15 protein-coding genes are annotated in these 17,753 nt (G+C 70.1%); 13 read left to right on the top strand and 2 right to left on the bottom strand.

Going from position 1 to position 17,753, the window contains the following annotated elements; translation table 11 throughout:
• The first annotated feature begins 38 nt into the window (after positions 1-38).
• Both LHU95_RS18755 and LHU95_RS18750 read left to right on the top strand, forming a co-directional pair.
• On the top strand, positions 39-803 hold the full coding sequence (locus tag LHU95_RS18755; RefSeq protein ID WP_248708475.1) for a 3'(2'),5'-bisphosphate nucleotidase CysQ: 765 nt from the start codon (positions 39-41) through the stop codon (positions 801-803).
• 30 nt (positions 804-833) lie between these two features.
• Positions 834-1,787 carry an L-threonylcarbamoyladenylate synthase gene (locus tag LHU95_RS18750; RefSeq protein WP_248708474.1) on the top strand — a complete coding sequence of 318 codons (954 nt, stop codon included), beginning with the start codon at positions 834-836 and terminating at the stop codon, positions 1,785-1,787.
• A 60-nt stretch (positions 1,788-1,847) separates the two neighbouring features.
• On the opposite strand, the gene LHU95_RS18745 is transcribed toward LHU95_RS18750, so the two are convergent.
• Positions 1,848-2,144: a hypothetical protein gene (locus LHU95_RS18745; RefSeq protein ID WP_248708473.1), complete on the bottom strand. Its 297-nt coding sequence runs from the start codon at positions 2,142-2,144 to the stop codon at positions 1,848-1,850.
• A 162-nt stretch (positions 2,145-2,306) separates the two neighbouring features.
• Here LHU95_RS18745 and LHU95_RS18740 point away from each other — a divergent pair, with 162 nt between their 5' ends.
• The 7 genes from LHU95_RS18740 to LHU95_RS18710 all read left to right on the top strand — a co-directional run bounded on the left by LHU95_RS18740 (position 2,307) and on the right by LHU95_RS18710 (position 12,024).
• Positions 2,307-3,749, top strand: a complete 1,443-nt coding sequence (locus LHU95_RS18740; protein WP_248708472.1) for an FAD-binding oxidoreductase — start codon at positions 2,307-2,309, stop codon at positions 3,747-3,749.
• Positions 3,750-3,783: 34 nt separating this feature from the next.
• Positions 3,784-4,914: an LPS export ABC transporter permease LptF gene (gene lptF, locus LHU95_RS18735; RefSeq protein ID WP_248708471.1), complete on the top strand. Its 1,131-nt coding sequence runs from the start codon at positions 3,784-3,786 to the stop codon at positions 4,912-4,914.
• Positions 4,911-6,035 carry an LPS export ABC transporter permease LptG gene (gene lptG / locus LHU95_RS18730; RefSeq protein WP_248708470.1) on the top strand — a complete coding sequence of 375 codons (1,125 nt, stop codon included), beginning with the start codon at positions 4,911-4,913 and terminating at the stop codon, positions 6,033-6,035. The genes lptF and lptG overlap by 4 nt, the downstream gene beginning before the upstream one ends.
• Before the next feature lie 5 nt (positions 6,036-6,040).
• Positions 6,041-8,557 (top strand): LPS assembly protein LptD, encoded by a 2,517-nt coding sequence (lptD, locus tag LHU95_RS18725; RefSeq protein ID WP_248708469.1) that lies wholly within the window; start codon positions 6,041-6,043, stop codon positions 8,555-8,557.
• Positions 8,558-8,615: 58 nt separating this feature from the next.
• Entirely contained in the window at positions 8,616-9,974 is a 1,359-nt protein-coding gene (locus tag LHU95_RS18720) for a peptidylprolyl isomerase (RefSeq protein WP_248708468.1), read from the top strand.
• Positions 9,967-10,806, top strand: coding sequence for a 16S rRNA (adenine(1518)-N(6)/adenine(1519)-N(6))-dimethyltransferase RsmA (gene rsmA / locus LHU95_RS18715; protein WP_248708467.1), 840 nt, complete (start codon positions 9,967-9,969; stop codon positions 10,804-10,806). Before LHU95_RS18720 ends, rsmA begins: the two co-directional genes overlap by 8 nt.
• Positions 10,807-11,145: 339 nt before the next feature.
• Positions 11,146-12,024 (top strand): MBL fold metallo-hydrolase, encoded by an 879-nt coding sequence (locus LHU95_RS18710; protein WP_248708466.1) that lies wholly within the window; start codon positions 11,146-11,148, stop codon positions 12,022-12,024.
• A gap of 9 nt (positions 12,025-12,033) precedes the next feature.
• Here the strand turns inward: LHU95_RS18710 and LHU95_RS18705 are convergent, their stop codons facing one another.
• Complete coding sequence (locus tag LHU95_RS18705; RefSeq protein WP_248708465.1) at positions 12,034-13,149, bottom strand: class I SAM-dependent RNA methyltransferase; 1,116 nt, start codon at positions 13,147-13,149, stop codon at positions 12,034-12,036.
• A 210-nt stretch (positions 13,150-13,359) separates the two neighbouring features.
• Between LHU95_RS18705 and LHU95_RS18700 the strand changes: the two genes are divergently transcribed.
• From LHU95_RS18700 to LHU95_RS18685, 4 genes are all read left to right on the top strand, one after another.
• Positions 13,360-13,854, top strand: a complete 495-nt coding sequence (locus LHU95_RS18700; RefSeq protein WP_248708464.1) for a hypothetical protein — start codon at positions 13,360-13,362, stop codon at positions 13,852-13,854.
• Positions 13,855-13,884: 30 nt separating this feature from the next.
• Positions 13,885-14,340 (top strand): hypothetical protein, encoded by a 456-nt coding sequence (locus tag LHU95_RS18695; protein ID WP_248708463.1) that lies wholly within the window; start codon positions 13,885-13,887, stop codon positions 14,338-14,340.
• A gap of 63 nt (positions 14,341-14,403) precedes the next feature.
• Positions 14,404-15,375: an RluA family pseudouridine synthase gene (locus tag LHU95_RS18690; RefSeq protein ID WP_248708462.1), complete on the top strand. Its 972-nt coding sequence runs from the start codon at positions 14,404-14,406 to the stop codon at positions 15,373-15,375.
• The gene (locus LHU95_RS18685) at positions 15,372-17,744 is read left to right on the top strand and encodes an AsmA family protein (protein WP_248708461.1); all 2,373 of its coding nucleotides are present in this window, start codon (positions 15,372-15,374) and stop codon (positions 17,742-17,744) included. Before LHU95_RS18690 ends, LHU95_RS18685 begins: the two co-directional genes overlap by 4 nt.
• Positions 17,745-17,753: the final 9 nt, after the last annotated feature.

Below are 17,753 nucleotides of genomic sequence, written 5' to 3'. Positions count from 1 at the left end.
CATTGCGTCATCCCGCCCGGGGGAGATAGACCCGGGGGATGAACCATTCGGACCTCCTCGACCTTGCCATTCGCCTGGCGCGCGACGCCGGCCAGGCCATCGAGGCGGTGCGCCGCGCCGGCTTCGCCATCGAGCGCAAGGGCGATGCGAGCCCGGTCACGGCGGCGGACCGCCTGGCCGAGGGCATCATCACCGAGGGGCTGCTGCTGGCCACGCCGGATCTGCCCATCGTGGCGGAGGAGGCGTTTTCCGAGGGCCATGTGCCCGCCGTGGCCCCCCGCTTCTGGCTGGTGGACCCGCTGGACGGCACCAAGGAATTCGCGGCCGGGCTCGATGAATATGTGGTCTGCATCGCGCTGATCGAGGCGGGGCGCCCCGTGCTGGGCGTGCTGGCCGTGCCCGGCCGTGGCAGCCTTTATGCCGGGATCGTCGGCCAGGGGGCCTGGATCGAGGAAGCTGGCATCCGCCGCCCCATCCAGGCCCGCCGCCCGCCGCCCGAGGGGCTGCACCTGATGGACAGCCGCTCCCACCGGGATGCCGCCGCCACTGAAGACTTTTGCCGGGAGCTGAACATCGCCACCACGACGCGCATGGGCTCGGCGTTGAAATTCGCCTGGATCGCGGAGGGCAAGGCCGATCTCATGCCGCGCCTTTCCTCGGGCATCATGGAATGGGACACGGCGGCGGGCCAGGCGGTGCTGGAGGCGGCCGGCGGACGCGTCGTGGATATCGAGGGGCGGCCGCTGGCCTATGGCAAGCCCGGCTATCGCAACCCGGGCTTTGTCGCATGGGGGTTGGATTGAGCCTGGCGCCATCGCGAGCAGGGGCGTGACGTGACCGCCCTGCTCGATGATCCGCTGGATGCGGCGGCCCTGCTGCGGGCGGGCGCGCTGGTCGCCTTCGCCACCGAGACCGTCTATGGCCTCGGCGCCGATGCACGGAACGGCCAGGCGGTGGCCGCGATCTTCGAGGCCAAGGGGCGGCCGCATTTCAACCCGCTGATCTGCCATGTCCCGGATGCGGCGGCCGCCTGGGCCGAAGTGCGCGCCGATGATCGCGCCCGGGCGCTGGCCGATGCCTTCTGGCCGGGGCCGCTCACGCTGGTTCTGCCGCGCCGCGCCGATTGCCGGATTGATCTGCTGGCCGGGGCCGGGCTGGATACGCTGGCGGTGCGGGTGCCCTCGCATCCGGGCGCGCTGGCCCTGCTGCGCGCCGCCGGAACCCCCATCGCAGCCCCTTCGGCCAATCGCTCGGGCCGCGTCAGCCCGACCTCCTCGGCGCATGTGATGGAGGAGCTTTCAGGGCGGATCGCCGCGGTGCTGGAAGGCGGCGAATGCGCGGTGGGCGTGGAATCCACTGTGCTGGACCTCGCCCGGGAAGGAGCCGTGCTGCTGCGCCCGGGCGGCGTGCCGGTGGAAGCGATCGAGGCGGTGATCGGCCCGGTCGGGCGGCCATTGCCGCTGCATGCGGGGGCCGCGCCCACGCTGCGCAGCCCAGGCATGATGCTGTCCCATTACGCGCCCAGCCTGCCGCTCCGGCTGGATGCGCGGGCTGTTGCGGCGGATGAGGCGTTGCTGGCCTTCGGGCCGCCCCTGCCGGGCGCCGCCGTGATGTTCCAGCTCTCGGAAGCGCAGGACCTGCGCGAGGCGGCATCCCGCCTCTTTGCCGGGCTGCGCGCGCTGGACCGGCCGGGGCTGAGCGGGATCGCGGCGATGCCGATTCCCGGCGAGGGGCTGGGGCCGGCCATCCGGGACCGGCTGGCCCGGGCGGCGGAACCCCGGCGCTAGCGGCCGAGGGGAGGCCGCGCTTCGGCCTATGGCCGCGGCCGGCCTGTCCGCGCAGTTCCCTCAGCGCGGCGCGGTACGATAGTATTCCTGGTCATCCACCGTGCAATCCCGCTTCAGCGTGGCGAGGCGAACGGAGTTGTGCGTGTGGCCGATCCGGTTCTGCCGGGCGATTTCCTCATCAATGGACTGGTTGAAGCCCAGGCAGCCGCTCTGGCGGTTCACCACCACGGGACTCGCCACGCTGGTCGCCACCGCCACGGGGGCCGGGGCGGATTGCAGCCAATGCATGAGGCCAAAGCCGCCAGCCGAGAAAACGACGATAATCAGAAGGCTGGCCAGAAATTTTCCAGGCGCCATGAAGATTGTTCCATTTATTAAGAAGCTCGGGACGACCATAGCAGTCCTGGAGCGTCCGGAAAATCAAAATTACGATGTTTTTTGGATGGTTTCCCCTTCGATCCGATAAATCCCCGGCCAAGAGGCATCTGGAGATGCCCCGCAAGCCCGCTATAAACCCCCATGCCCGATAATCTGCCCCCCTCGGAGACCGCCCCCCTGCTGGAGGCCTTCCGCGCCATCCTCGGCCCGCCCGGCCTCCTGTCCGAGCCGGCGGATATCGCCCCGCATCTGAGCGATTGGCGCGGACTCTACCAGGGCGAGGCCATGGCCGTGCTGCGCCCGGCCAGCACGGCCGAGGTCTCGGCCTGCGTGAAGCTCTGCGCGGAGCAGGGCATCACCATCATCCCCCAGGGCGGCAACACCTCCATGGTGGGGGGCGCCACGCCCGAGGCCCGGCCGCGCCAGGTGGTGCTGAGCCTGGCCCGCCTGAACCGCGTGCGCGAGGTGGACACGGCCGACATGACCATGACGGTGGAGGCCGGCCTGGTGCTCGCCCGCGCCCAGCAGGTGGCGGCCGAGCATGGGGTGCTGTTTCCGCTCAGCCTCGGCGCCGAGGGCACGGCGATGATCGGCGGCCTGCTCTCCACCAATGCCGGCGGCAACACCACGGTGCGCTACGGCAATGCGCGCGAACTCATGCTGGGGCTTGAAGTGGTGCTGCCCGATGGCAGCGTGATCCATGGGTTGCGCCGGCTGCGCAAGGACAACACCGGTTACGCGCTGCGGCATTTATTCGTCGGCGCCGAGGGCACGCTGGGCATCATCACCGCCGCCGTGCTGCGCCTGTTTCCCGCCGCGCGCGAGACGGCGACGGCACTTTGCGCGGTGCCGTCCGAGGCTGCGGCACTGGCCCTGTTCCGCCGCTTCCGCACGGCCGATGAGGGCGCGGTCCGGGCCTTCGAATACATGTCCGGCATCGGCATGGGCATGGTGCTCGCCACCATCGAGGGGGCGAGCCTGCCGCTGGCGGCCCCTTCCGATCATTATGTCCTGGTGGACCTCGCCGCCTCGCGCGAGGGGGCGGGGCTGCGCGCCCTGATGGAGAGCGTGCTGGAAGCGGCCATGGAGGCGGGCGAGGTGGATGACGCGGCGCTGGCGGAATCCGAAGCCCAGCGCGCCGCCATCTGGCGCCTGCGCGAGGAGCACCCCGAGGCGCAGAAGCGCGCCGGCGCCAGCGTGAAGAATGATGTCTCGGTGCCCGTCTCGGCCGTGCCGGAATTGATCCGCCGCGCCTCCGAAGCCTGCCGCGCCCTGATCCCTGGCAGCCGCCCCGTGCCCTTTGGCCATATGGGGGATGGCAATATCCACATGAACCTGGCCCAGCCCGAGGGAATGAGTGCGGCGGATTTCCTGGCCCGCAGCCATGACATCATGGATGTGGTGAATGCCGTGGTGCGCGAGCTGGATGGCAGTTTCAGCGCCGAACACGGCATTGGCCGCCTCAAGACCGACATGATGGAAGCCTGGCGCGGTGGCGCGGAACTGGACGCGATGCGCCGGATCAAGGCGGCGCTCGACCCGCGGGGCATCATGAACCCCGGCAAGTTACTTCCGGATGCGTGACCTGCCGGCCATGGGCTGGTAAGACCGCGCCCGCATGAAGCGCATTGACCTCTACATCATGCGGCAGCTTGCGCTGTCGCTGTTTGCCGTGACGGTCGGGCTGGCGGCGCTGGTCTGGCTGACGCAGTCCCTGCGCTTCATCGAGCTGGTGCTGGATCGCGGGCTTTCGATCTGGGTCTTCCTGGAATTGACCGGCCTGCTGTTGCCCAGCTTCTTCGGCGTCATCCTGCCCATCACCACCTTTGTCGTGACCCTGTTCACCTATGTGCGCCTCGCCTCGGACCGGGAATTGGTGGTGATGCGCGCGGCCGGGCTCAGCCAGTGGCAATTGTCGCGGCCGGCCATCCTGGTGGCGATGGGCGCCATGGGCATCTGCTTCGTGCTGAACATCTGGATCACCCCGGCCTCGCACCAGGCCTTCCGCGAATGGCAATTCGAGATCCGCAACCAGATGGCGGGGCTCCTGCTGCAGGAGGGCGTGTTCAGCTCGGTCGGTGATGAATTGACGGTCTATGCGCGGGATCGCGACCAGGGCGGCACCTTGTTCGGCATCCTGGTGCATGACTCGCGTGAGCGCGGGGCCCCTGTGACCATCCTGGCCGAGAGCGGGCGCATCATCTCCACGCCGCAAGGCCCGCGCGTGACACTGTTCAACGGCCAGCGGCAGCAGGTGGAGCGCGTGGTGCAGGCCGATGGCACCACCACCATGCGGCTCTCCGTGCTCACCTTCCAGGAAAACAGCCTCGACCTCGCGCGGGCCAACCGCAGTGAGGGCCAGCGCTTCCGCAACGCGCAGGAGCGCACGCTGGAGGAGTTGTTCGACCCCGAGGAGGGGGTTTCGATCCGTGACCGTGGCCGCTTCCTGGCCGAGGCGCATCAGCGCCTCAGCGGGCCCTTGACGGCCGTGACCTTCGCGCTGCTGGCCCTGGCCGTCTCCCTGACGGGCCAGTTCCGGCGCTTTGGCGGCGGTTTCAATCTTTTTGTCGGCTGCCTGCTGATGGTGGGGCTGCTGGCCGTTGGCCTCTCCATCGGCAATCTGGCGGCGCGGCAGACGGTGCTGATCCCGCTGATCTGGATCCATGCGCTGCTGCCTGGCCTGCTCTCCGCCTGGGTGATCTCGGGCATGCCGGGTGTGCCGGACCAGATGCGCGGATTTGTTCGATGATCATCGCCCGCACCCTGACCCTTTATGTGGCACGGCGCTTTCTCGCGGCCACGGGCGCCATGCTGCTGGCGCTGACGCTGCTCGTCTCGATGTTCGATTTCATCGAGTTGCTGCGCCGCGCCGCGACGCGGCCCGATGCCGGCTTCGCGCTGGTGGCCTCCATCGCGGGGCTGCGCATGCCCTTTGTCGGGCTGCAGATCATGCCCTTCGCCATTCTCCTGGGCGGGATCCTGGCCTTCTGGCGGCTCACGCGCTCCTCCGAATTGATTGTCGCCCGCGCGGCGGGCATCTCGGCCTGGGGCTTTCTGTCCGGGCCAGTCCTGGTGGCGCTGAGCTTCGGGTTGATCGCCATCATGGCGGTTTCGCCGGTCTCCTCGGCCATGCTGGCCCGTGCGGAGCGGCTGGATGCCTCGTTTCTGCGTGCCGGCGGCGGTGTCACGGCGCTGGCCGGGGGGCGGCTCTGGCTGCGCCAGGGTGATTCCGGCCTGGAGCCTGGGGGTGTGGCGGTGATTTCGGGCCGGCCGGCCCGGTTGCTCGGCACCGATCGCCTGGCGGAATTCAGCCTGACGGAGGTCACCATCTGGCGGCTTTCACCCGAGGGCCGCGGCCTCGCGCGGATCGAGGCGCCGCGCGCGCGGCTGATGCCGGACCGCTGGGAATTGAGCGATGTGGTGTCCTTCGGGGCGGACCGCGTGCCCCGCCCCGCCGCGCGCATGACCTTCCCGACGGATCTGACGCCCGACCGCATCGAGAACAGCTTCGCCTCGCCCGATACGCTGTCCTTCTGGGCGCTGCCGGATTTCATCGCGATCCTGGAACAGGCCGGATTTTCGGCGCTGCGGCATCGGCTGCAATTCCAGTCCATGCTCAGCACGCCCGTCCTGGCCATGACCATGGCCCTGCTGGCGGCGGGCTTCTCGATGCGCAACAGCCGCCGCGGCGGCGTGGCGCAGACCATCTCGGCCGGTGTTGCCGCCGGCTTCGGGCTTTTCGTGCTGGACCGCATCACCGGCGAGTTCGGCGAGTCGGGCACCCTGCCGGTCTGGCTGGCCGCCTGGGCGCCGACCGCGACAGGCATGCTGCTGGCTCTGGCTTTGTTGCTGCATCTGGAGGATGGGTAGCGCGCATGAATGGCTCCTCGCCCCTGATCCGCCCGGCACTTCGCCCCCAAAGGCTGCCCCGCTTCGCGCGCCGCCGTCTGCGCCGCCGCCAGGCGACGCTGCTGGGCCTGCGTCCGAATGCGCGGCTCTGGCGCTCCTTCGCCTTTGTGGCCGCCCTGGTGCTGGCCCAGGTGCCGCTGGCCACCCGCGCGCAGAACAGCCTGGGGTTTGACCCGGCGTCGCAAAGCTTCTCGCCGCTCGGCGCCACGGAATTCCAGATGGGCCGGGACACGCTGCCCAACCTGCTGGCCAATCCGAGCCCGACGCCGCTCGCACCTGCCCCGTCCGCAACGCCGGCGCCAGCGGCCGCCGCCGGAACCCCCCAACTGGTCGGTGGCGGCACGGATGGCCCGGTCACCTTCATGGCCGATGAGGTGGAATACGACCGCGAGCGGGAGCGCGTGGTGGCCAGCGGCCGGGTCGAGGCCTGGCAGGGCGGGCGCTTCCTGCGCGCCGATCGCTTCACCTATGACCGCAACACCCGCATCGCGCTGGTCCAGGGCAATGTCCAGATCATCGAGGCGGATGGCCAGGTTTTCTATGCCGAGGAAGCCGAACTCGGCGAGGGCTTCCGCGATGGCGTGCTGACCGAGGTGCGGGCCCGGCTGGCGCAGAATGCCCGCCTCGCCGGCAATGGCGCGCGGCGCACGGATGGCGTGATCAGCGATATCAGCCGCCCGGTCTATTCCTCCTGCAACCTGTGCGAGGCGGACCCGACGCGCCCGCCCTTGTGGCAGATGCGCGCCCGCATGGGCACGCAGGACCGCGAATCCCAGCGCATCTCCTACCAGGATGCGACGTTGCAGATGGGCGGCGTGCCGGTCTTCTACACGCCGTTCCTGTCCCACCCCGATCCGTCCACGCCGCGCGCCTCGGGCTTTCTGTTTCCGGCCAATGGCTACACCCGCTTCCTCGGCGCCTTCACCCAGACCCCGTATTTCTGGGCGATCGATGATTCGCAGGACCTGCTGATCACGCCGACCGTCAGCACCCTGGTCAGCCCCAATCTCGGCCTGGAATATCGCCGCCGCTTCAATAACGGCTTCATCCAGGCGCAGGGCTCGATCGGCTACATGAATGCCGAGCAATCGGCGCGCGCCACCGGCACCGGGACGGGCAGCCCCGGCATCAACGGGCATATCTTCTCGCGCGGGCGGTTCGACCTGAATGAGAACTGGCGCATCGGCTTCGATGCCAACCTCGCATCCAGCGACAGCTACCTGCGCACCTACAAGTTCGAGTATCGCCGCGTTCTGATCAGCACGGCCTTCGTCGAGGGCTTCTGGGGCACCGAGACCTATGCGCGGCTGGATACCCGCTACTACCAGGGGCTGCGCAGCACCGATAATCTCTCGGCCATCCCGGTCGTCGGGCCCTATGGCATCCTGGAGCATGCGCCGCGCAACCAGCTCTGGGGCGGCAACCTCACCACCGATGTGGGCATCCTGGGCCTGACGCGCCCCAGCACGGTGTTCAGCCAGCGCCTGGCCAGCCGCGTCAGCTGGGAGCGGCCGGCCTTCGGCCCCGTCGGCGATGTCTGGACCTTCCGCACCCAGTTCGACGGCACCGGCTATTACGCCGGCAACCAGCAGCTCAACACCTTCAACCCGCTGCCGGAGGCCAATGGCATCCATGCCAATGGCAATATCCGCGCCGCGGTGGATTGGCGCCTGCCGCTGATCCGCTCCGCCGGGGAATGGGGCACGCAGCTGATCGAGCCCCGGGTGCAATTCGTGACCGGGCCGCATCTGGGCCGGCAATTGCGCTTCCCGAACGAGGATGCGCTCGATTTCGAATTCACCGATGCCAACCTCTTTCAGCTGAACCGCTACACCGGCCGCGACCGCTTCGAGGGCACCACGCGGGTGGACACGCAGGTTCGAGGCAGTTGGAACTTCGTCAATGGCGGGCGTGTGGAGAGCCTGGTCGGCCGGTCCTACCGCGCGACGGATTCCACGACCTTTCCGCAGAATGTCGGGCTGAACGACCGCGCTTCGGACTGGGTGACGCGGACCACCTTCTCGCCCGTCTCCTGGGTGGACATCATCGCCCGCAACCGGTTTGACAGCCAGAGCCTGCAACACCGCGCGACCGACGCGAATGCCACCTTCAGCCTGGGCCGCGTCAGCGTGCTGGACAATGTCTTTGTCAGCGCCGGGTACCTCTACAACCCGCCCTTGCCGCAATTCTCCAGCACCATCGGGCGCAACGAAGTGGCCATCGGCGCCGGCTTCCAGTACCGCACGGCGGCGGGGGGCATCTGGAAGGCGTCCGGCTCGGTGCGGTACAACCTAGTGGCGCAGACGCCCGCCATCGTCGCCGGCACCTTTGGTTATGAGGATGAGTGCTTCATCATCGAAGGGCGGCTGCTGCGGCGCTATATCGAAGACACCACGGCGCCGCAGGCCGCGAATGCCAATACCGTCTTCCTCGTGCGGCTCGGCTTCAAGACCGTCGGCGACTACTTCTTCCGTGCGATCTGAGGCGGTTGGCATGCCCGGATTTCAGCCCAGGCGGTTCTGCTCTATGAGACTGCGGATCATGATCCCGTTTCGCCCCCGAATCACGTCCGCCTCGCCCCGTTTCGGGATGGCGCTGCTGCTTGCCCTCAGCCCCCTGCTGGCGGCACCCGTCACGGCGCAAGCCCAGCCCAGGCCGGCGCCAGCGGCCGGAGGTGCCGCCGCCCCCGCCGTTTCGGGCAGCACCAACCGCATCCTCTCGGTGGTCAATGGCGATGCGATCACCCAGGCCGAGGTCACCTCCCGCTCCCGCCTGTTTGCGCTGAATGCCGGCATGGGGGCCGCGCCCGAGACGCTGGCGCGCCTCCAGCCGCAGGTGCTGCGCCTGGCCGTGGATGAGCGCCTGCGCATCCAGGAGATCCAGCGCCGCCGCATCGGCGTCTCCGACCAGGACATCGCCGAGGCGCTCAATGACATCGAGCGGCGCAACAATCTGCAGCCAGGCGCCATGCGCAACCAGCTGCGCAATGCCGGCATCCAGCCGCGCGTCCTGTTCGACCAGATCCGCGCCCAGATCGGCTGGGGGCGGCTGCTGCGCCAGGCGCTCGGCCCCCTCGCCGAGATCAGCGAGCAGGAGGTGAATGACGCCATCGCCTCCCGCCGCGCGCAGGAAGCCCGCGCCGAATTCCTGGTGGGCGAGATCTATCTGCCGGTGGATGACCCCGCGAATGAGGCCGAGGTGCGCCGCTTCGCCGATGAGGTGATCAGCCAGATCCGCCGCGGCTCGGCCTTTCCCGTGGTGGCCACGCAGTTCAGCCAGGCGCAGACCGCCCTCAATGGCGGCGATCTGGGCTGGGTCGGCATCAACCAGCTGGACCCCGAAGTGGCCGCGATCGTCGAGCGCATGCCCTCCGGCGCGGTCAGCAACCCGATCCGCGTCGCCGGCGGCTTCCAGATCATCAGCCTGCGGGGCCGGCGTGAGGGTGGCCGGGCCGACCAGCTCTCCACCATGCTCACCATCCGGCAGGTCTTCACGGCCTTTGACCGCCCGCTCGACCCCCAGGCGCCGACCGACCAGCAGCGCGCGGTGGTGGAGCGCGCGCAGCGCCTCTCCCAGACGCTGCGCGGCTGCGAGCAGGTGGATGCCCTGCCGCGCACCAGCGACCGCCCGACCGACCCTGGCCCGATCCGGCTGGAAAGCCTGAACCCGCCGGCCTTGCGCAGCATGCTGGCCAGCCTCGCCATCGGACGGCCAAGCCAGCCGGTGATCGCGCCCGATGGTGTGCTGCTGCTCATGGTCTGCTCGCGCGAGCAGCGGAACATGAATGAATTCGGCCCCGATGCCGCGCGCCAGCAGATCCTGCGGGACCGCGTCGAACTCCTCTCGCGCCAGTTGCAGCGCGACCTGCGCCGCCGCGCCGTGATCGAGACGCGTGCCTGAGCTGACGCCGCTTGCCGGCGTCGTCGGCAAGTATGGCCTGGATGCGCGCAAGGCGCTGGGCCAGCATTTCCTGCTGGATGAGGTGCTCTGCGCCCGCATCGCCCTGCTGCCCGGGGACCTGACCGGCCGGCATGTGCTGGAGGTGGGGCCCGGGCCGGGTGGCCTGACCCGCGCGCTGCTGGCCAAGCCGCTGGCCCATCTCACCGCCGTCGAACTCGATGACCGGGCGATCACCGCCCTGGCCGAGGTGGTGGAGGCCTACCCCGAGCGCCTTGCGGTGCTGCGCCAGGATGCGATGGCCTTTGATGGCGTGGCCGCCTTGGCGGCGCCGCGCCAGGTGGTGGCCAATCTGCCCTATAATGTCGGCACGCCCCTGCTGATCGGCTGGCTGCGCCAGGCCGCGCATTGGGAGCGGCTGACGCTGATGTTCCAGGAGGAAGTGGCCTTCCGCATCACCGCCGCGCCGCAGAGCGAGCATTACGGCCGCCTCGCCGTGCTGGCGCAATGGGTTGGCGCCTGTTCCATCGGGCTGCGCCTGCCGCCCGGCGCCTTCCGCCCGCCGCCGCGCGTGCATTCGGCCGTGGTGGTGATCACGCCGCATGCCGAACAGCCCGCGCCCGAATTGTTCCGCGCGATGGAGCGCGTGACCGCCGCCGCCTTCGGCCAGCGCCGCAAGATGCTGCGCGGCTCGCTGAAATCGCTGGGCCATGCGGAGGCGCTGCTGGCCGAATGCGGCATCGCAGGCGAACGCCGCGCCGAGGAACTTCCGGTCAGCGCCTTTGACGCGCTGGCGCGGGCCTGGCTCGCGCGGATGCCGGGCGGCGGGGCATAGGCGTCGGCTGAACACTTGGCGTGATGGGATCGAGGGGCCAGCCCCTCGAACTCCCCGGCAGGGTGAAAACCTGCGTGGTTTTCACAGTTTCGTGCACCTTCATCAGGGGATGTGAACCATCGAAGATCCAAGAAACCGGGTTTCTTGGTGGGAGAGCGCGAGAGGGCAAAGCCCTCTCGCTCCCGGGCCTTGCAGGATGTTCACCCCGGTTTCAGACGGGCGGCGGATCGCTCTGCCGGACCTGCTGGCGGCAAAGCCAACCTTGCGCATCCGCCGCCCCTGGCTGGTGCGGCGCGCCGAACCGATTCAGGATGCATCCGTCCAAGACGGAGACACATCATGCAGCGCCTTCAGATCGGCGATATCGCCATCACCAGCCTGATCGAGCGGGACGGCCCCTGGCGCCGGCCGGAGGATTTCTTCCTCAACTATGACAGCGCGGCCAAGGCCGCCGATGTCGCCCGCCTGGCACCCGAGGTCTTCGACCGCGCCTCCGGCAAGATGGTCATCACCTACCAGACCTTCGTGATCCGCACGCCGCAGCACGTCATCCTCGTGGATACCTGCACGGGTGAGGACAAGGGCTTCCCGGCGCCCATGGACTTCCCCAAGCAGCCCTGGATGGATGCGCTGATCGCCGAGGGGCTGACGCCCGCCGATATCGACTACGTCTTCTGCACGCATCTGCACATTGACCACAGCGGCTGGAACACCAAGCTCGTGGATGGCCAATGGGTGCCGACCTTCCCGAACGCCAAATACATCTTCCACAAGGGCGAATATGCCGCCTGGGAAGCCCTGGAGCGTGAGGGCAAGGAGCGCGCGGGCGGTGCCGGCGGCGTCTGGCGGATGAATTGCGAGCCGATCGTGAAGGCCGGCCAGGCGCTGCTGGTGGATGAGAGCTTCACGCTGGATGGCTGCATCAGCCTGATCCTCACACCCGGCCATTCGCCCGGCCATGTCTGCGTGAAGGTCTCCAGCAAGGGCCAGACGGCGATCATCGCGGGCGACATGATGCACCACCAGCTGCAATGCTTTGACCCCGGCATGTCCACCATCTTCTGCTGGGACCCGCATGCCGCCGCGCAAAGCCGCAAGCGCGTCTTCGAGGAAGTGGCCGAGACGGACACGCTGCTGCTGCCCATCCATTTCCCGACGCCGACCGCGGGGCGCCTGAAGCGGGCCGGCGAGGGGTTCGACTGGATCTTCGCGCGGTAACGCCGCCGCTCAGCCGAGCGTGCCGGTCCGGAACAAGGTCACGCGCAGCCCGCCATGCGGCACCGGGGCGCCATGCGGCAGGAAGGGCAGCCGCGTCGCCTGGGCCAGCATCGGCTCGGCGGCGATGAGCCCGACGCGCCACCCGGCGAAGCGCCGCGAGAGCACCTGGCCCAGCGCCTGGTAAAGCGGCATCAGCGTCTTCCGGTCGCCCAGCCGCGTGCCATAGGGCGGGTTGACGATGACCAGCCCCGGCTTGCCCTCGGGCGGGGCGATGTCGCTGATGCTCGCCTGGCGGAAGCTTGTATGGGCCGAGACACCGGCGCGCTCCGCATTGGCCGCGCTCATCGCGATGGCCCCCGCATCGCGGTCGCTGCCATGGCAGAGTGCCGGCGGGGTGCGCTGGGGGCTCACGCCGCGCATGCGCTCCCACGCTTCGGCATCGAAATTCGCGAGCTGTTCGAAGGCGAAGCGGCGGGAGCGGCCGGGATTCAGCCGGGCCGCGATTTCCGCCGCCTCGATGACCAGCGTGCCCGAGCCGCACATCGGGTCCAGCATCGGCTCGTTGCCGTCGAAGCCGCATTGCCGCAGAAACAGCGCGGCCATCGTCTCGCGCATCGGCGCCGCATTGACCTCGAGCTTGTGGCCGCGCTTGTGCAGCAGATCCCCCGAGGTATCGAGGCTGATGGTGCAGAAATCATCCTCGATCCGCACGCGCACGGTCACCTCGGCCTCCGCGGAGTGGGGTGCGCCGAGTGTCTCCTTGATCGCGGTCTCGATGCGCTCGGCGGCGGCACCGCTGTGATAGATGCGGGATTTCGCGCAGGTCGCCTCGACGCGGAAGGGAATATCCGGGCGCAGGACCCGCGCCCAGGGCACGTGGCGCGCCCGCCCGGCCAGCTGCGCCAGGTGCTGGACGCGAAAGCCATCCAGCCGCGCCAGCACGCGCCCGGCGCCACGGACCCAGAGATTGGCGCGCCACACCTCGGGCCAGCCGCCCAGCAGCACCACGCCGCCCGGCACGGCGCGCGGGCGCTTGAAGCCCTTGCCCTTCACCTCGTCGAGCAGGCACTCCTCCAGCCCCGGCGGGGCCGTCAGGAAAATCTCGAAACCCTTGTCCTGGATCATCTGGCCAATATCCCCGTGCCGCACGGCCATAGGCGCCGCCCGGGGCGGGGTCCAGGGCGCGGATCCCCTGATGCGGCCCGCGGCGAAGCCCCGTGGGGCGCGATCCTGCCTGTTCCGGACCCGAACCGGCGTTTACACGGCGCGCCCCGGATCGCAGGATGGTAGGCGGGCGCCGCGTCAGATGCGGATGCCTGGATGAGGACACGCCACATGACGATCTGCGCCCCACGACGCGCCCTGCCCGGGCTGCTGGCCACCCTCGCACTGGCCGCCTGCGCTGGTGGCCCGCCAGCGCCACCCCCGGCGGCCGACGCGGTGGCCCCGCCCGCCGCGATGTACACTCTCTCTCCCGGAACGCCGGTGGATGGCGATCTGCGGCTGGTGTTGCAGCGTGGCCAGGCCGTGGCGCGCGGCACCCTCGCCACCAATGGCCAGAACCTCCCGGTCACGGTCACGGGCCTCTCCGCCCAGGGTGGCGCCGCGCGGGTCAGCCTGCGCGGCCAGGTCTATGGCCTGCCCAGGGGCGGGCCGAATTTCCCCGGCACCTACAACATCATCACCGACAATACGGGCGGCATGTCCGAACTCACGGGGGGCCTGCGCCTGGGCAATGAAAACCTGGTGCTGATCGTCATGCAGCCGCCGCGCGAGGGGATGGTGCTGAGTGTCGCGCCGGGCGGGATGGTGGCTGCCCTGGGGCGCTGAGCCTCGGGCGGCCGGGGCGCGGCGCTCCCCATGGACCTGCGTGACGTCGGCGTCTTCGAGCATGCCTGGATCTGGGGCATCCCGCTCATCGCCATCACGGTGATGGTGCATGTGGTCGGGCTCGGGGCGATCCGCGCCTTGCTGGGCGGCGCCTTTGAGGGCGGGCCGGCACAGCGGCCGCGCCATTTGCTCAGCTTCGCCTCGGTGATGGGGCTGACCGTGACGCTGACCACGATCCTGCATCTGGGCCAGGCGCTGATCTGGGCGCTGGCCTACCTCTGGCTGGGCGCGCTGCCGGGGTTCCGCGCGGCCATGGTCTATTCGCTGAACGCATTGACCTCCTTTGGCCACACCTCGCTCGCGCTGGCGCCGGAATGGGAGATCCTGGGCGCGCTGGAGGCGCTCAACGGGATCATGATGTTCACCCTCTCGGGCGCATTCCTGTTCGGCATGATCCAGCGCGCCTGGCCAAGGCTTGGCGAATAGGATGCCGCGCAATAGCGCCGTTGGCGGACCCCTTTTTTCCGGAAACCTGCTAAAGCGCTCCGCATGTCCATCACCACCCTCAAAGTCCCCCAGGCCGAGGATGACACCCGCCTGGATCGCTGGCTCAAGCGCCGCTTCCCCGCCCTGACGCAGGGGGCGTTGCAGAAGATGCTCCGCACCGGCCAGATCCGCGTGGATGGCAAGAAGGCGGAGGCCAATACGCGCCTGCTTTCGGGCCAGGAATTGCGCGTGCCGCCCATGCCCACCAAGCAGGCGCCCAAGGCCGAGCCGAAGCCGCTGGCCGAGAGCGTCATGGCCGCGATGCAGGCCATGGTGCTGTACGAGGATGACAGCGTGATCGTCCTGAACAAGCCGCCCGGCCTCGCCGTGCAGGGCGGGCCGGGCATCAACAAGCATGTGGACGGCATGCTGGAAGCCTTCACGGTGGATGGCGACAAGCCCCGCCTGGTGCATCGGCTGGACCGCGACACTTCGGGCGTGCTGGTGGTGGCGCGCAATGTCTCCTCGGCCGCGCATCTGGCCAAGGCGTTTCGCGGCCGCGACATGGAAAAGACCTATTGGGCCGTGGTGGTGGGGGAGCCCGAGATCGCCATGGGCCGCATCACCATGCCGCTGACGCGCGTGGGCGGGCCGCGTGGCGAACGCACGGCCCCGGCCGAAAAGGGCGAGACGGGGCTGCGCTCCGTCACCGACTACAAGGTGCTGGAAGTCGCCAAGCGCCGTGCCGCCTTCCTGGAACTGCATCCGCAGACCGGCCGCACCCATCAACTGCGCGTCCACTGCGCCGAGGCGCTGAAAACCCCCATCCTGGGCGATGGCAAATATGGGCTGGAAGCCGCGCATCTGGAGGGGCTGTCCGGCAGCCTGCATCTGCATGCGCGCTCGCTCCGCCTGCCGCACCCCGAGGGCGGCTGGCTGGATGTGACGGCCGCCCCGCCCGAGCATTTCGAGGAAACCATGCGGTTCTTCGATTTCGACAACCCGGCGGCGAAGCCACCCCGGCGCACGCGATGAAGCGGGCGGGGCTGCTGGGGCTGGCGCTGCTGCTGGCCTTGCCCGTCCTGGCGCTCGGCGGTGTGCTGCTCTTCCTCGATGCCGATGCCTTCCGCCCCCGCCTGGCCGAGGCGGTGCAGCGCGCTACGGGGCGTGAGTTCCGTATCGAGGGCCCGCTGCGGCTGACGCCCGCCCTGACCCCCACCCTGGCCGCCGATGGGCTGGTGCTGGCCAATAGCCCGGGCGGCAGCGCGGCCGAGATGCTGCGCATCGGCCATGCCGAATTGCGCCTGGCACTCTGGCCCCTGCTGACCGGCCGGATCGAGGTGGCGAGCCTGCGCCTGGAAGGCGGCCGCCTGCTGCTGGAGCGCGAGAATTGGCGCTTCACCCGCCCCGCGGCCGCCAGCCCGGCGACCGCCGCCGCGCCGAGCCCCACCACGCCAAGCCCCACCACGCCAGGCCCCGCCACCACCCCGCCGCGCCCGCTGGCGCTGGATCTGCGCACCGTCATCCTGCGCGATTGGCGCGTCACCGCGAATGGCGAGGAATTCCGCCTGCCGCAGCTGCGGCTTTCGGGTTCCGGCCCGGATCAGCCGCTCGACCTCACGGCCACACTCATCCTGCGCGGCGCCGAGGCGCTGATCGAAGGTCGCCTGGCTTCGCCCATGGCGATGGGTGGTGCTTCCCCCTGGCCCTTCCGCCTGGGCGTGGTGCTGCCCGGCGCCCGGCTCTCGGCCGAGGGGCGGCAGGCCGGCGGCGATTGGGTGGCGGCCCTCACCGCCGAAATCCCGCGCCTGGATTCGCTGGGCACGCTGGCCGGGCGCGCCCTGCCGGCGCTGACCGGGCTGAGTCTGCGCGCCCAGGCCACGCTCACCGCCGGCATCGCGCAGATTTCGGCCATTGAGGGCCAGGTTGGCGGTGGCGCCTTTGCCGGGCTGACCATCACCTCCGCCCGCTTCACCCAGGCCAGCCTGGATGCCCCGCTCATCGCCGAGGCGAGTGGCGCATTTCGCGGCGAAGCCCTGGCGCTGACGGCCGAGGTCAGGCCGGCGGCGCTGATCGCGGGCGTGCCGGCCCCCTTCACCCTGGGCGCCACGGCCGCGAATGCCACGGCCCGGCTGGCCGGCGAATGGCCGGGCGCGCTGCGGCTGGACGTGACCGTGCCGGAGCTGGCCCGGCTTTCCGCCCTGGCGGGCCGGCCTTTGCCGCCGCTGCGCGATGCCACGCTGCGCGCCGGCTTCACGGCGCTGGGGCCGATGTTCGGCGAAGGCGCGCGGATCGGCGAATTCGCCCTGGCCTCCTCGGCGGGGGATCTGGCGGGCGCGCTGGAATGGCGCTGGGCGCCCCGCCCCGCCGTCAGTGGGCGCGTGACCTCGACGCGGCTTGATCTCAACGCGCTGCGCCTGCCGCCAGCCCCGGCGCTTCCCGCGCCGGTCGCGGGGCCGGCCGCTGCGACAGCACCGGCACCTGCACCATCGCCACCGCCGGCACCGTCCGGCCGGGTGATCCCCGAAACGCCGCTGGACCTCGCGGCGCTGAACCTGTTCGACGCCGATCTGGAATTCGTTGTGGCCGAGCTGCTGCAAGGCGGGCTTGTGCTGCGGCAGATGGAAGGGCGCCTCGTCAATGCCGCCGGCCGCGCGCGGCTGGAGCCCTTCGCGGCCACGCTGCCCGGTGGGCGGCTGGCGCTGGCCCTCGCCGCCGATGCGACGGGCGCGGCCCCGGCAGTGCAGATCCGCGGCGGCGGGCAGGGGCTCGATCCGGTGGCGCTGCTGGGCGCTTTCGGCGTGGCCAGTCCGCTGACTGGCCGCAGTGACCTCGATCTCGACCTGCGCGGGCAGGGGGCGAATTGGCGGGCGCTCGCTGGCAATGCCACCGGGCATCTGGGCCTTGCCGTCATCGAGGGGCGGCTCTCCGGCGGGCCGGCCCAGGCGCTGGCGCAGCTGCCGGGCTTCGCCGGCGGCGTGCCGGTGAATTGCCTGGCCTTGCGGGGCGAGGCGGATCGCGGCCTGGTGCGCTTCACCGCCTTCTACCTGGATGGCGCGGCCGGGCGCCTGGGCGGGGAGGGCGGCATGAGCCTGCGCGATGAAACCCTCGCCATCCGCATGCAGGCGGATCTGCGCCTCGCGGGCGTGCGGGTGCGGGCCCCCGTGCCATTGACCGGCACCCTGGCCGCACCCCGGCTGGAGGTGAGCGCGCTGACCGAGGGTGCGCTGGGCAGCGTGCTCGGCGCGCCACCACCGCCGAGCCAGGGCCTGCCCGATTGCGCCACCACCCTGCGCATCGCGCGTGGCGGGCGGGACGGGGCGCTGCCCGCCGCGGCACCCCCGGCCGCGACAAATGCGCCCGCCACGCTGAACAACCTGTTGCGCGGCCTGCTGGGCCGTTAGATACCAGCG

Source organism: Sediminicoccus sp. KRV36, from assembly GCF_023243115.1.
GTDB lineage: Bacteria > Pseudomonadota > Alphaproteobacteria > Acetobacterales > Acetobacteraceae > Roseococcus.
Note: the sequence above shows the minus strand (reverse complement) of the source record. Positions and strands in the feature narration are given on the sequence as shown.

What these genes read in the sequence shown, in the direction of transcription:
- LHU95_RS18710 (WP_248708466.1), top strand. Translation starts at nt 11,146, where the DNA reads ATGCAGCGCCTTCAGATCGGCGATATCGCCATCACCAGCCTGATCGAG.
- lptD (WP_248708469.1), top strand. Translation starts at nt 6,041, where the DNA reads ATGAATGGCTCCTCGCCCCTGATCCGCCCGGCACTTCGCCCCCAAAGG.
- LHU95_RS18755 (WP_248708475.1), top strand. Translation starts at nt 39, where the DNA reads ATGAACCATTCGGACCTCCTCGACCTTGCCATTCGCCTGGCGCGCGAC.
- LHU95_RS18690 (WP_248708462.1), top strand. Translation starts at nt 14,404, where the DNA reads ATGTCCATCACCACCCTCAAAGTCCCCCAGGCCGAGGATGACACCCGC.
- LHU95_RS18720 (WP_248708468.1), top strand. Translation starts at nt 8,616, where the DNA reads ATGATCCCGTTTCGCCCCCGAATCACGTCCGCCTCGCCCCGTTTCGGG.
- LHU95_RS18685 (WP_248708461.1), top strand. Translation starts at nt 15,372, where the DNA reads ATGAAGCGGGCGGGGCTGCTGGGGCTGGCGCTGCTGCTGGCCTTGCCC.
- LHU95_RS18700 (WP_248708464.1), top strand. Translation starts at nt 13,360, where the DNA reads ATGACGATCTGCGCCCCACGACGCGCCCTGCCCGGGCTGCTGGCCACC.
- LHU95_RS18695 (WP_248708463.1), top strand. Translation starts at nt 13,885, where the DNA reads ATGGACCTGCGTGACGTCGGCGTCTTCGAGCATGCCTGGATCTGGGGC.
- LHU95_RS18745 (WP_248708473.1), bottom strand. Translation starts at nt 2,144, where the DNA reads ATGGCGCCTGGAAAATTTCTGGCCAGCCTTCTGATTATCGTCGTTTTC.
- LHU95_RS18740 (WP_248708472.1), top strand. Translation starts at nt 2,307, where the DNA reads ATGCCCGATAATCTGCCCCCCTCGGAGACCGCCCCCCTGCTGGAGGCC.
- lptF (WP_248708471.1), top strand. Translation starts at nt 3,784, where the DNA reads ATGAAGCGCATTGACCTCTACATCATGCGGCAGCTTGCGCTGTCGCTG.
- lptG (WP_248708470.1), top strand. Translation starts at nt 4,911, where the DNA reads ATGATCATCGCCCGCACCCTGACCCTTTATGTGGCACGGCGCTTTCTC.
- LHU95_RS18705 (WP_248708465.1), bottom strand. Translation starts at nt 13,149, where the DNA reads ATGATCCAGGACAAGGGTTTCGAGATTTTCCTGACGGCCCCGCCGGGG.